The sequence below is a fragment of the Chromobacterium haemolyticum genome (genome assembly GCF_002081825.1).
GTDB lineage: Bacteria > Pseudomonadota > Gammaproteobacteria > Burkholderiales > Chromobacteriaceae > Chromobacterium > Chromobacterium fluminis.
In genome coordinates, this window is sequence record NZ_MUKU01000025.1 from 23819 (window position 1) to 37141 (window position 13323).

Here is a 13323-nt window from a genome sequence, read left to right on the forward strand (position 1 = left end):
CCGCATGCACACTCCCCCCACCCGCCTGGCCTGGCGGCTGCGCGTCGAAGCCTCCGGCGTCGAACTGCAGCCCTGCGAGCAAACGCGAGGCCCCGACGGCTACGGCCGCGGCCGGCGCTTGCCGCTAGCCAGGCTGCTGGCCGAACAGGACGGCCTGGACTGGCTCAGCGGCCAGGACCGACTGATCCTGCGCGCGCTGGACGCCTTGCAGGCCGACATCGCCGCTGACGGCCACGCAGCGCTGGACGCGCTCGCCGCGCTGCCGCTGCTGGTCGGCCACCCGGCGCTGTACTGGGCCGACGCGCCGGAACAGGCGCTGCGGGTGGAGGCCGGCCAAGTGGCGCTGGAACTGGAGCGCCAGGGCGAACAGATCTCCCTGCGGCTGAGCCCCCCCGGCATCGCCGCCTGCGCCGGCGTGCTGTGGCGCAAGCTGGCGCCGGACCGTCTCGCGGTCTACCGACTGGACGAGGAGGTGCGCCAGATCGCCGCCCTGCTCGGCCACAGCCTGAGCCTGCCCTGGCACGCCCGCAAGAAAGTGCTGGACGCCATCCGCGATATCGCGCCGGACTTGCCCCTGCACGATGTCAGCGCCAGCTTCGACGACAGCCTGCCCAGCCAGCCGGCCGACGCCACGCTGCGCGCGCTGCTGCGGCTGGACGAGGCCGGCCTGCGGCTGCAACTGAAAGTGCGCCCGCACCCGGCCAGCGCGCTGTACGCGCCCGGCCGCGGCGCGCCCGGCCTGGTGGTGAGCGCGGACGGCATCGCGCTGCAGCTCAAGCGCGACCTTCCCGCCGAACGCGCTCGCCAGCGCCAGGTCCACGCCGCCTGCCCGACGCTGGCCGCCGCGCGCCGCGACGGCGACGAATGGGTGCTGGACGGCCAGCAGGCGGCCTTGGACCTGCTGGCCGAACTGCAGACGCTGGACGCGGACACCCTGCAATGCGAATGGCCGTCCGGCCAGCGCCAGCGCATCCGCGCCGGCGTCGGCCTGCCGCAGCTGAAACTGAGCGCCAAGCGCAAGGGCGGCTGGCTGGAAGTGGACGGCGAACTGGGGCTGGACGACGGCAACATCCTGGCGCTGCGCCATCTGCTGGAAGCGCTAGCCGGCCAGTCCGGCCGCTACCTGCGCCTGTCCGACGGCGACTGGCTGGCGCTGTCCGACTCCCTCGCCGCCCGCCTGCGCCAGCTGACGCTGCTGGCCGACCACACCGCGCCCGGCGGCCTGCGCCTGAGCCCGCTGGCCGCGCCGCGGCTGGGCGAGCTGGCGGCCGAGGCCGGCGCTTTCGACGGCGACGCGGGCTGGAATGAACAATGGCGGCGGCTGCAATCGCTGCAAAGCTTCGAACCCGAAATACCGGACACCCTGCGCGCCACGCTGCGGCCTTACCAGCAGCAAGGCTACAACTGGCTGGCGCGGCTGGCCCACTGGGGCGCCGGCGCCTGCCTGGCCGACGATATGGGCCTGGGCAAGACGGTGCAGACGCTGGCGCTCTTGCTCAGCCGCGCCGCGCTCGGCCCGCAGCTGGTGGTGGCGCCCACCTCGGTGGCGCTGAACTGGCTGGCCGAAGCGGCCCGCTTCGCGCCCGGCCTGCGGCTGCGGCCCTACCAGCAACAACGCCGGCTGGACAGCGCCGGCCCCGGCGATCTGGTGGTGGCCAGCTACGGCCTGCTGCAGCGCGACGCCGACGCCTTCGCCGAGGTGCGCTGGGCCAGCGTGGTGCTGGACGAGGCGCAGGCGATCAAAAACGCCGCCAGCCAGCGCGCCCAGGCCGCCCACGGGCTCTATGCCGATTTCCGCCTGGCCGCCAGCGGCACGCCGGTGGAAAACCATCTGGGCGAATTGTGGAGCCTCTTCCGCTTCGTCGCGCCCGGCCTGCTGGGCAACGAGGACAAATTCCAGCAGCGCTTCGCCCAGCCCATCGCCGATGGCGACGAAAACGCCCGCGAAGCGCTGAAAGCGCTGATCCGCCCCTATCTGCTGCGCCGCACCAAGCAACAGGTGCTGACCGAGCTGCCGCCGCGCACCGACATCACCCGCGCCGTCCCGCTAAGCGAGGCGGAAATGGAAGTCTATGAGGCGATGCGCCAGCAGGCGCTGGACAAGCTGGGCCAGCCGGGCGAGGCCGAGGGCGGCGCGATGCAAGTGCTGGCCGAGCTGACCCGGCTGCGCCGCTTCTGCTGCCACCCCACGCTGACCCAGCCGGACAGCGCGCTGCCCTCCGCCAAGCAGACGCTGTTCCGCGAACTGATGCTGGAACTGCTGGACAACGGTCACAAGGCGCTGGTGTTCAGCCAGTTCGTCGATCACCTCGCCATCGTCCGCCGCTGGCTGGACGAGCAGGGCATACGCTACCAATACCTGGACGGCGCGGTGCCCGGCCCGCAACGCAAGGCGCGCATGGATGCCTTCCAGGCCGGCGAAGGCGAGGTGTTCCTGATCAGCCTGAAAGCCGGCGGCACCGGCCTCAACCTGACCGCCGCCGACTACGTGATCCACCTCGACCCCTGGTGGAACCCAGCGGTGGAAGACCAGGCCAGCGACCGCGCCTACCGTATGGGCCAGCAGCGACCGGTGACGGTGTACCGGCTGGTGGCCCAGCACACCATAGAGGAAAAGATCGTGGCGCTACACGCCAGCAAGCGCGAGCTGGCCGACAGCTTGCTGGACGGCGGCGACCTCAGCGCGCGGCTGGACGGCGCGGCGCTGTTGGAACTGTTGCGCCAGGGCTGAGAGGCCCGTTCAAAATCCGCAGCGCATCGGCTCAGCGCGGCGTCGGGCCTCTCCGCCGCCGCGCCTGGCCTCAGCCGCTGTTGCGCAGGCCGGCCGACGTGCCGTTGATGGTCAGGTGGATCGCATACAAGGCCTCGGCGTCGTCCGGCTGGCGGCGCAGCCGGCTCAGCAATTCCGCCTGCAACAGGCCCAACGCGTCCAGATACGGCAAGCGCGTTTCCAGGCTGCGATGCAGCGTCGGGTTCTTCTCCAACAGCGCGCTTTGGCCGGTGATGGCGTAGAAGGCGTCCAGCGTCGCCTGCCACTCGGCCTGGATGCGGCCGAACAGCGCCTCGGCCAGCGCGCGGTCCTCCACCAGGCCGGCGAAACGGCGAGCGATGCCCAGATCGGCCTTGGCCAGCACCTGCTCCATATTGGACAGCACCACCTGGAAGAACGGCGAGCTGCGGTACAGGCTTTGCAGACGGGCGCGTCCGGCTTCGCCGTGACGCTCGATGAAGGCTCGCACCGCCGAGCCGACGCCGAACCAGCCGGGCAACATCACCCGCGATTGCGACCAGGAGAACACCCAGGGAATGGCGCGCAGGTCCTGGATCGAGGCCAGGCTTTTGCGCGAGGCCGGCCGGCTGCCGATGTTGAGCTTGGCGATGGCGTTGATCGGCGTCGCCTCCAGGAAGTACTGCATGAAGCCCGGCGCTTCCACCAGTTCGCGATAGGCGCGGTAGGCGGCGTCCGACAGCTCGTCGAACACCGTCTCGTCGGTCTCGCAGCTGGCGCAGCCGCTGAGGCTGGCTTCCAGCGTCGCCGCCACCAGAGCCTCCAGGTTGCGGCCGCCGATGGCCGGGTCCGAATACTTGGACGCGATCACCTCGCCCTGCTCGGTGATGCGGATGCGCCCGGCCACGCTGCCGGCCGGCTGCGCCATGATGGCCTCGAACGAGGGGCCGCCGCCGCGGCCCACCGAGCCGCCGCGCCCGTGGAACAGCCGCAGCTTGACCCGGCCGTCGGCGAAACAGCGCACCAGCCGCTTCTCCGCCTGGTAGAGCTGCCACTGGCTGGTCAGATAACCGCCGTCCTTATTGCTGTCGGAATAACCCAGCATCACCTCCTGCATGCGGCCGCGGCTGTCGAGCAACTGCTGATACCACGGCAGCGCGAAGAGCGCCGTCATCACCTGAGCGCTGCGGTCCAGATCGGCGATGGTTTCGAACAGGGGCACCAGGTTGACGCTGGCGCGCGGCTGCCCATCCACCAGCCGGATCATGCCGGCCTCCTTCAGCAGCAGCGCCAGCGCCAGGATGTCGCTGACCTGGGCGCAGTTGGAGATGATGCTCTGGCCGATGGCGTCGGCGCCGAACTGGCGCTGGATCAAGGCCGCCTCGCGGAAGATGGCCAGCTCCTTCTCCGCCTCGGCGCTGTAGTCCAGATAGGGCGAATACAGCAGCCGCGGCGTGGCCAGCTCGCGCAGCAGCACCCGGCTGCGCGCCGCCTCGTCCAGCGCCGCGAACTCCTCCAGCCCGGCGCGGGCGAACAACTCGCCCACCACCGCCTCGTGGCTGCCGGCGAACTGGCGCAGGTCCAGCGGCATCAGGAAGAAGCCGAACACGTCCACCGCGCGGATCAGTTCCGCCAGCCGGCCGTCGGCCAGCGTCGCGCTGCCGTGTTCGCGCAGCGAGGCGTCCAGCACCGTGAGGTCGGCCTGGAACTCGGCCTGGTCGGCATAAGGCCTGCCAGCCGGCCAACGGCCGCTCAGGCTCACGCCCAGCTGCAGGCCGGTGGCCAACACCCGCGCCTCCATCGCCGCCAGCGCGCGCCGATACGGCTCTTCGCGGCGGCTCTCCTCCTGATCCGGGGTCAGCGCCGCCAAGGCGACCAAGGCCGGGCTGACGCCGACCAGGCGTTGCGACAGCGACAGTTCGCGGTACAGCGCCGCCAGTTCGTACAGATAATGTTCAAACGCCACCTGCGCCTGGCGCGTCACCGCGTGGCGCAGCACCGCGGCATCGACATTGGGGTTGCCGTCGCGGTCGCCGCCTATCCAGCTACCGACGCGGATGAAGGACGGCAGCGGCGTGGTCTGGCCCCAGATGGCCTCGATCTGCCGATCCAGACGCTGGTATAGCGCCGGCAAGGCCTGAAAGAAGGTCAGCGGGTGGTAGGCGACGCCGTTTTCGATCTCGTCCTTGACCGCCAGCTTGAAGTGGCGGATTTCCGAGGTCTGCCACAAGGCGACGATCACGCGCTTGAGTTTGGCCTCCAGTTCCTCTTCTTCTTCCGGCGTCAGGTCCGCCGCCGCCAGCTTGCCCAGGAAACGGCGCACCGCGCGGTGGCCGTCCAGCACGCTCTGGCGCTGCACCTCGGTGGGGTGGGCGGTGAGGATGGCGCCGACATAGGCGTCGCGCAGGGTATCGGCCAGCATGGCGATGCTGACGCCGTCGGCCTTCAGCTTGCCCAGCGCGCGCGACAGGCTGCCCTGCTGCGGCGCGGAGCCGGCCTGCCGGTGGGCCCGGCGGCGGCGCACATGGTGCAGGTCCTCGGCGATGTTGAACAGCTGGGCGTACAAGCCGCAGGCGCGCACCAGCGCCATCGCCGCCGCCGGGCTCAATTCCGCCGCCAAGGGCTGGCTGCGTTCCTCCGCGCTGCGGCCGGCGATGGCACGCACCTCGGCGTAGACCTCGGGGCCGGCCTGTTCGCTCAACACTTCGGCCAGCGCGCAGTCCAGGCGCGCCAGATCGGCGCGCAACGGCAAGTCCTTGTCTAAATCGCTCATTCGGTATTCCTTGATGGTGACGGGCGGCCGCGGCCGTGACCGCTCCTAGTTTTGAATCGGCTCAAGTCGGCGCGGCCGCCGGCTGCGCTGACTTCAGACGATTCGTTTCGCATGCAAAACATCATAAGCAGGCTTACCGCTGTAGTGGCAACACTACTGTCATTTAACCGGTTAGATATTGACCTGAGTGCGCATTGCGCAACATCAAGCTTTACGCCCCCGCCTGGACAATGCCGCGGCGCTGCGCGTCGGGCGGGCATGCTAGAATGCCCGCCATCCCAGCACATAGCCCAATCGGAAACCGGTTTTCATGGACAAAATCGTCATCGCCAGCCGCGAGAGCCGGCTGGCCATGTGGCAGGCCGAACACATCCAGGCCCGGCTGCAAGCGCTCTACCCCCACCTCAGCGTGGACATCCTGGGCATGACCACCCAGGGCGACCAGATTCTGGACAAGACCCTGTCCAAAATCGGCGGCAAAGGCCTGTTCGTCAAAGAGCTGGAAGTGGCGCTGGCCGAAGGCCGCGCCGACCTGGCCGTGCATTCGATCAAGGACGTGCCAATGGTGCTGCCGGAAGGTTTCGCGCTGGCCGCCATCTGCGAGCGCGAAGACCCCCGCGACGCTCTGGTGTCCGCCCGCTACGCGGACTTGTCGGAGCTGCCGGACGGCGCGGTGGTGGGCACCTCCAGCCTGCGTCGCGAATCGCAGATCCGTGCCCGCTATCCGCGGCTGGTGGTCAAGCCGTTGCGCGGCAACGTGCAAACGCGGCTGCGCAAGTTGGACGACGGCGAATTCGACGCCATCATCCTGGCCGCCGCCGGACTCAAGCGCTTGGGCCTCTCCGAGCGCATCCGCAAGGAACTGCCGCCGTCGGAAAGCCTGCCGGCTGCCGGACAAGGCGCGCTGGGCATCGAGATCCGCGCCGACCGCGCCGACCTGATGCAACTGCTCGCGCCGCTGAACCACGCCGCCACCCACGCCTGTGTCAGCGCCGAGCGCGCGCTGGCGCGCGAGCTGGGCGGCAGCTGCCAGGTGCCGCTGGGCGCCTTCGCCACCCTCAACGAGGGCACGCTGGCGCTGGGCGGCTTCGTCGCCAGCCCGGACGGTTCCGTGATGCTGACCGCCAGCGCCAGCGCCCCGGCCGATTACGCCGACGCGCTGGGCCGCGCCGTGGCCAAAAAGCTGCTGGACGACGGCGCCGGCCCGCTGATCGAGGCGGTGCTGGCCGACCCGCGCTGAGACGACGATGCCGCGCGTCCTGGTCGCCCGTCCGCAGGCGCAAAGCGCCGAGCTGCTGCGTCTGCTCGTCGCAGCCGGCTTCGACGCCGGCCATCTGCCGCTGATGGAAATCGCGTCGGAACCGGACGCGCTGGCCGCTTTGCCTGGGCAAGCGGCGACGGCCGACTGCCTGATTTTCGTCAGCCCCAGCGCCATAGACCAGGCCTGGCCGACGCTGCAAACGCTGGACCTAGCCGACAAGCGGCTGGTCTGCGTCGGCCGCGCCAGCGCCACGAAATTGGCCGCGCTCAGCGGCCTGCCGGTGCTGCACCCAACCGAGGGCAGCGACAGCGAAGCTTTGTTGGCCCTGCCCGAACTGGCCGATATGCGCGGGCAACGTACGCTGATCGTGCGCGGCGTCGGCGGCAGGCCACTGCTGGCGCAAAACCTGGCCGCACGGGGCGCGGCGGTGGAGTTCGCCGAGATCTACCGCCGGCTGGACGGCGCGCCGGACTGGACGGCCTTCGACCGCGCGCCGCCGGACGCCGTGATCGTCACTTCCGGCGAAATCGTAGAGCAATTGTTCCGTCTCGCTGGCCCCAGTCGAATCAGGACGTTACAATGCTTGCTGTATTGCGTGCCGCATCCGCGCGTTGCCGACCGGCTCGCCGCGCAAGGCGCGACGCGCATCATGACAACCCGGGCCGAAGACAGCGCGCTGGTCGCCGGCCTTAAAAAATGGTTCTGTCGTCACCCATGAGCGAATCCCAGATCACCGAAACCGCCAAACCCGAGTCCAAGAAATCGCTGAGTCCGGCCTTGCTGATCGCCATCGCCGCGCTGGGCGTGTCCGGCTGGCAGTACTTCAGCACCCAGCAGGAACTGACCGCCGCCCGCCAGGAACTGGCGCGCCGGCTGGCCGAAGGCAGCGGATCCGCCAAGGAGCTGCGCGCGATGACCGAGCAGGCGATCATCGCCAACCGCGCCACCGAAGGCCGGCTGGCGCTGATGGAGGCCCGCGTCAACGAATCCGCCGGACAGTACGCGACCCTAAACGGCATGTACCAGGAACTGACCAAGAACCGCACCGACTGGCTGCTGTCCGAGGTGGAACACACCCTGGCCATCGCCAGCCAGCAGCTGCAACTGGCCGGCAACGTGCCGGCCGCCGTGTCCGCTCTGGAGATGGTGGACGCGCGCCTGGCCAAATTCGACCGCCCGCAATTGATCGGCGTGAAAAAGGCGGTGGCCACCGACCTGGAAAAACTCAAGGCCCTGCCCTATCTGGACAGCGTCGGACTCACCGTCAAGCTGGACCGGCTGATGCTATCCGCCGACAGCCTGCCGCTGGCGGTGGACGCCCACCGCCTGGCCAGCCAGAAGCCGCAGTCCAAGGCCGCGACGCCGGCCAGCGCGCCGTTGTGGGAACGCTTGGTGGCCGACGTCAGCAAGAGCCTGGGCGAGCTGATCCACATCCGCCGCATGGACAAGCCCGAAGCGCTGTTGCTGTCGCCGGAGCAAGCTTTCTTCTTGCGGGAAAACTTGAAGATGCGTCTGCTGGACGCTCGTCTGGCGCTGATCCAGCGCGACGGCAAGACCTTCGCCGCCGACATCGTCGCCGCGCGCAGCTATGTGCAGCGCTACTTCGACCGCGACGCGCCGGCCGTCACCCAATGGCTGGGCACACTGGGCGAACTGGAAAGCGCACCACTCGACGTGGCGCTGCCGGATATGAACGCCAGCCTCAAATCGGTGCGCGACGCCCAAGGCGCGGCAGGAGAATAAACCGTGAAATTCGCCTTGTGGATTACCGGGCTGTTTGCCCTCGCGGTGCTGGTCGGCCTGGCCGCCACCCTGAACACCGGCTACGCCATCCTGTTTCTGCCGCCGTATCGGATGGAAGTGTCGTTCAACCTGCTGATCGTGTCGGTGGTGGCGCTGATTTTCGTGGTGCACCTAGTGCTGCGCATGGTGGCCGTGGCCGCCAATCTGCCGGCGGAAGTGCGCCGCTTCCAGCGCCAGAAAAAGCTGAAAGCCTCCCGCCACGCGCTGCGCGAAGCCGGCATCTCCTATTTTGAAGGCCGCTTCCAGAAAGCCGAGCGCGAAGCCAGCAAGTCGCTGGACAACGAGTACTCGCCGGAAAACAAAGCATTGGCGCTGCTGATCGCCGCCCGTTCCGCCGGCGCCGCCGGCGATCTGGACAAGCGCGACGGCTATCTAGCGCAACTGGACGCGATGCCGCCGCGGCTGCAGCTGGCGCGCCATATGCTGGACGCCGAATTGAAGCTGGAAGCCAAGGACCCGCTGGGCGCCTTGGCCGCCATCGAACGCGCGCGCGCGCTGTCGCCCAATCTGACCAACGCCTTGCGGCTGGAATTGAAGGTCCGCTTGCTGCAGAAACAGCCGGAGGCGGTGCTGACGCTGACCGAGAAACTGCTCAAGGCCGACGCGCTGGAGCCGGAACAGGCGCGGCGCTATCGTTTGGCCGCCTATCAGCAACAGCTGGTAACCCTGCTGGGCGGCCAGGAAATCCGCGACTGGCTGCGCCGCATCCCGGAAGCAGAACGCAGCAACCCGCAACTGATGGACCAAGTGGTGGCGCGGCTGATCATGCTGCAGGACTACGACTACGCCGCCACCTTGCTGGCCGGCGCTCTGGCCAACGACGATCACGACACCCCGGAGCTGTCCCGCGAGCTGGGCAAGCTGGCCGAGCACCTGAGCGAGGACAAACGCCTGGAGCTGCTGAAAACCGCGGAAAACTGGCTGAAAAAACGCCCGCGCGACCACTGGCTGCTAATGGCGCTGGGCCGGCTGGCCTTGTGCCAGCAGCTGTGGGGCAAGGCTCAAAGCTATCTGGAGGCAAGCGCTTCGATCTCGCCGACGCTGTGCGCCCACGCCGAGCTGGCGCGGCTGTTCGAAGCCACCGGCAAGGAAGAACTGGCGGCTCAGCATTACAACAAGAGCCTGGAACTGGCGCTGAAGCAAGGCTGCTGATTCCGCGCGCTTTATACAAAAAAGGACATGCTCCCGCATGTCCTTTTTTATTGCCTTGTTCATGCCTTCTCAACTCGACAACAGCAGCACGCCCCAGGCCAAAGCCAGATAGCGCGCCGCCTTGCCCAGGGTCAGCCACAAAATGCTGGACCACCAGGGCAGACGCAGCCAGCCGGCGGCCAGCGGAATGGCGTCGCCGACCACCGGCAACCAGGACAGGGCCAGCACCGCCGGGCCGAAGCGCTGGAACCAGCCGGCCAGCCGCGGCGGCAGCTCCTTGCGCGGCGCCAGCCGCCCCAGCCACAGGCTAGTGACGCTGCCGGCGGTATTGGCCACCGTGGCCACCAGCAGGGCCGGCCACAACCAGTCCGGCCATTTGTACAGAAAAGCGGACAGCGCCAGTTCGGAATTACCGGGCAGAATAGTGGACGAAGTGAAAGCCGACACCGCCAACCCGCCCAGCCCCAGCCACACCAAGTGGCTCATTCATCAAACTCTATGGTTTCGCCGCAGGCGGCGGCGATGGCGGCGCTGAGGGTGGAGAAAAATTCCGAGCCGTCGCGAGCGGCGATCCAGCGGCCGTCGCGGAAGGCGAAGTGGTAGCCGCCGCTCTTGGCCGCTATCCACAGTTCCTGGTTGGCGGTGTGGCGGTTGACGATGATCTTGGCGCCGTCGCTGAACTCGATGTCCAGCACATTGCCGGACACCAGGTAGTCGGCGTCCAGATCATTGTCGTCGATGGCGGCTTCGATGCGCGTGAAGATGGCGTCGGTGTACCGCAGAAATTCGGTTTCGTTCATTGCGCTTTCCCGTTGAATGACGGCCTGGACGCCGTCTTGGCGCGGCTCAGACCTTGAGCGCCGGGCGCAACGTAATCACACGGCGCGCCGCAGCTTTGCTAGTATCGGGATTTTGCCACATTGGAACTCATTCGTATGCGCACCTTGCTGGCTTGTGCAAGCCTGACCCTGTTCCTGGCCGCCTGCGGCTTCAAAGGCCCGCTGTATTTGCCCGCCCCCGCAGCCAAACCTGCCGCCGCCGCGCCCGCCGCCAAACCCGCGGTCAAGGCCGACGCCTCCTCCCCTCGCGCCGCGGTAGAATCCGCCTCTCCCGCCTCTCCCGCCTCTCGCTGACGGTTCCCGCCGCGCTTCCGGGCGGTGCGGCGATAGCGGGAAATGCCGAAGACATATTGATATTCCCACGCGGTTTCCTGCACATCAGTCATATCCTTTACACTCAAAGGCTGTATCTGCAGATAAAGGAGCCGCCGATGTCCCACTTTGCCCGTCACCTGGAACATCACACCATCGTCAACCCCTTCCCCGGCATCGCCAAGCTGGAAGCGGCGTTGGGTCACCGCATCGGCGCGCGCATCGGCTCCAATGAAAGCATGGCCAAGCCGGCCTCTCCGCTGACGGCGGAGTTCGGCGAGATGATGACGGAGCTGGCCCGGCTCTACCCGGACCCCTACGCGCACGGACTGCGCCAGCGCGCAGCCGCCCACAACCGCGTGGACCCGAGCCAGGTGCTGTTCGACACCGGCGCCGACAGCCTGATCCTGCTGGCGCTGCGCCTGGCCTGTAATGTCGGCGACGCGGTGGTGTGCACCGCCGGCACTTATCCCACCTTCCGCTATTTCGCCGAAGGCGTGGGCGCGCGCATTTTGGAAGTGCCCTACCAGCAACAAGGAGACCGGCTGCAGGCCGATCTGCCGCGGCTGGCGGAAGTGGCTCGCGCCGAGCGCGCCGCCGTGCTCTATCTCGCCAACCCGGACAATCCCAGCGGCCACTACTGGAGCGCGGACGACATCCTGGCGCTGCGCGAGACCCTCCCTTCGTCCACGCTGTTGATCCTGGACGAGGCCTATGTCGATTTCTGCGTAGACGCGCAGGACGCGCCGCCTCAGGGCGCGCTGCCCAACACGCTGCGACTACGCACGCTGTCCAAGGCCTATGCGCTGGCCGGCCTGCGGGTGGGCTACGCCATAGGTCCGCAACACATCGTCGCCAAGGCTGACCAGATTCGGCCGCAATTCGCGCTGTCCAGCTTCGCCCAACTGGCGGCGCAAATCGTGCTGGACGATCCCGACTATTCCCGTCAGCTGATCGCCGCCACCATCCATCTGCGCGACAAACTGTCCGACGCCTTGCGCGCGCGCGACCTCGTGGTAATGCCCTCGCACACCAACTTCGTCTGCATCGCCTATCGCGACGCCGCCAGCAGCGAGGCCATCCATCGCCAGCTGCTGTCCGACGGCATCGCCGTGCACCGCCCGCCGCACCCGGCGGTACGGCACCTGCTGCGCGTCACCGCGCAGCCGCAGGCGCTGTCGGCCAAGGTGATGGCGGCGCTGGCGGAAGGTTAAAAAGCGGTTCAAAGCCCGCTGCGCGTCAGCGGGATGGATAGATTAAGGAGGTGAAACCCGCTTCGGAATGCTCATGTGCCACGCGTACATTCCGCTTTCTCAGCGGTTTTCGCCTTGTCTCGCTCTTGCTCGCGAGACTTTGAACAGCTTCTCCCGCCGATAAAAAACGCCCTGGACCGATAAGCGGCCCAGGGCGTGATCTTTCCCCATCCTTCTCACTCCGAAGTACTGGGATTCCAATACGCCTGACTGATGAAAGGCTGGGCCACCAGCTTGGCGGCGATCTCCTCCAGCTCCTCCCACTCCACCGAGGTGGACAGCAAGGTGGCGGTCATCTCCACCTCATCGTCGCCGAAGGGCTCCACGTCCAGATCTCCCACCGGATACTTGGACTCCTCCAGCAGGTCGCTGAGCAAGGCCATCGCGTGCTTCTGGCCGGAACGGCTGGAGATCACGCACAACTGGTACGTGACTTCGCTGGTTTCGTCGTCGATGGGCTTGCGGTTGATCGAGTTCACCACCGGGCGCAACAAGGTGTTGCTGGCCAGCACGAACAGCGTGATCAGAAAAGCCTGCGGAATCTGACCCGCGCCGGCGCTGGCGCCGACTGCGGCCGAACCCCACAATGTGGCGGCGGTGTTCAAACCGCGCACGTTCAAGCCCTCTTTCATGATGGTGCCGGCGCCGAGAAAACCAACGCCGGACACCACATAGGACGCCACCCGCGCCGCGCCGCCGGTGCCGTCCAGCTGCAGCGCCATGTCGACAAAGGCCGCCGCACCCACCGCCACCAGGGTATTGGTGCGCAGGCCAGCGGTGCGCTGACGGAACTGGCGCTCGTAGCCTATGGCCGAGCCCAAGATAAAAGCCGTCAACAGGCTGAGCAAGGTTTGCAGCAGACCAGACCCGTTGAAGCCCAGAAACTGCAGTAAGGTTTCCACTTCTTATTCCTCCTGCGGTCGATTAAAAAAACAGCCGTCCCGGCGCGCCGGGAAACAGTCTGGCAGTTTGCCACATCCTCGTGACCGGGTCGTGTCCGGCCGAGCGGTTTTTGCCCGCCCAACCACCAGTGGCATTGCCCAAACAAAAAAAATCGCCGACGCGGAGCGCCTGCTGACAACACGCTGTCAGCAGGGGGGCCGCACACTGCCTTCCATGGCCGCGACGCCGCCTCCGCCCTGTTGAACGCGGCGCAGCAACGCTCGCGGCCGGATCGCTAAAAACCCCTTCTAAGGAGTGTG

The 13323-nt window shown here is 67.6% G+C and carries 11 protein-coding genes; 7 read left to right on the forward strand and 4 right to left on the reverse strand.

Annotated elements, in window-relative coordinates; genetic code table 11:
* Positions 1–4: 4 nt before the first annotated feature.
* Complete coding sequence (locus B0T39_RS17010) at positions 5–2731, forward strand: DEAD/DEAH box helicase (protein ID WP_081548661.1); 2727 nt, start codon at positions 5–7, stop codon at positions 2729–2731.
* 70 nt (positions 2732–2801) lie between these two features.
* On the opposite strand, the gene ppc is transcribed toward B0T39_RS17010, so the two are convergent.
* Entirely contained in the window at positions 2802–5501 is a 2700-nt protein-coding gene (gene ppc, locus B0T39_RS17015) for a phosphoenolpyruvate carboxylase (RefSeq protein WP_081548663.1), read from the reverse strand.
* A 310-nt stretch (positions 5502–5811) separates the two neighbouring features.
* Here ppc and hemC point away from each other — a divergent pair, with 310 nt between their 5' ends.
* From hemC to B0T39_RS17035, 4 genes are read left to right on the forward strand one after another with little or no spacing between them, the layout of a single operon-like run.
* Positions 5812–6741 carry a hydroxymethylbilane synthase gene (gene hemC, locus B0T39_RS17020; protein ID WP_081548665.1) on the forward strand — a complete coding sequence of 310 codons (930 nt, stop codon included), beginning with the start codon at positions 5812–5814 and terminating at the stop codon, positions 6739–6741.
* A 7-nt stretch (positions 6742–6748) separates the two neighbouring features.
* The gene (locus tag B0T39_RS17025; RefSeq protein ID WP_081548667.1) at positions 6749–7480 is read left to right on the forward strand and encodes a uroporphyrinogen-III synthase; all 732 of its coding nucleotides are present in this window, start codon (positions 6749–6751) and stop codon (positions 7478–7480) included.
* On the forward strand, positions 7477–8505 hold the full coding sequence (locus tag B0T39_RS17030) for a uroporphyrinogen-III C-methyltransferase (RefSeq protein WP_081548669.1): 1029 nt from the start codon (positions 7477–7479) through the stop codon (positions 8503–8505). The genes B0T39_RS17025 and B0T39_RS17030 overlap by 4 nt, the downstream gene beginning before the upstream one ends.
* Positions 8506–8508: 3 nt before the next feature.
* On the forward strand, positions 8509–9717 hold the full coding sequence (locus tag B0T39_RS17035; RefSeq protein WP_081548671.1) for a heme biosynthesis protein HemY: 1209 nt from the start codon (positions 8509–8511) through the stop codon (positions 9715–9717).
* 69 nt (positions 9718–9786) lie between these two features.
* Here B0T39_RS17035 and B0T39_RS17040 read toward each other — a convergent pair whose 3' ends face one another.
* Together B0T39_RS17040 and cyaY are read right to left on the reverse strand one after the other, a co-directional pair.
* Positions 9787–10203 carry a YqaA family protein gene (locus B0T39_RS17040; protein ID WP_081548673.1) on the reverse strand — a complete coding sequence of 139 codons (417 nt, stop codon included), beginning with the start codon at positions 10201–10203 and terminating at the stop codon, positions 9787–9789.
* The gene (gene cyaY / locus B0T39_RS17045) at positions 10200–10517 is read right to left on the reverse strand and encodes an iron donor protein CyaY (RefSeq protein WP_081548675.1); all 318 of its coding nucleotides are present in this window, start codon (positions 10515–10517) and stop codon (positions 10200–10202) included. Before cyaY ends, B0T39_RS17040 begins: the two co-directional genes overlap by 4 nt.
* A gap of 120 nt (positions 10518–10637) precedes the next feature.
* On the opposite strand from cyaY, the gene lptM reads away from it, so the two are divergent.
* Together lptM and B0T39_RS17055 are read left to right on the forward strand one after the other, a co-directional pair.
* Positions 10638–10850 carry an LPS translocon maturation chaperone LptM gene (gene lptM, locus B0T39_RS17050; protein ID WP_217806268.1) on the forward strand — a complete coding sequence of 71 codons (213 nt, stop codon included), beginning with the start codon at positions 10638–10640 and terminating at the stop codon, positions 10848–10850.
* A gap of 137 nt (positions 10851–10987) precedes the next feature.
* Entirely contained in the window at positions 10988–12082 is a 1095-nt protein-coding gene (locus B0T39_RS17055; protein ID WP_081548679.1) for a pyridoxal phosphate-dependent aminotransferase, read from the forward strand.
* 215 nt (positions 12083–12297) lie between these two features.
* On the opposite strand, the gene B0T39_RS17060 is transcribed toward B0T39_RS17055, so the two are convergent.
* Positions 12298–13023, reverse strand: coding sequence for an MgtC/SapB family protein (locus tag B0T39_RS17060; protein ID WP_019103569.1), 726 nt, complete (start codon positions 13021–13023; stop codon positions 12298–12300).
* Between the last annotated feature and the right edge of the window lie 300 nt (positions 13024–13323).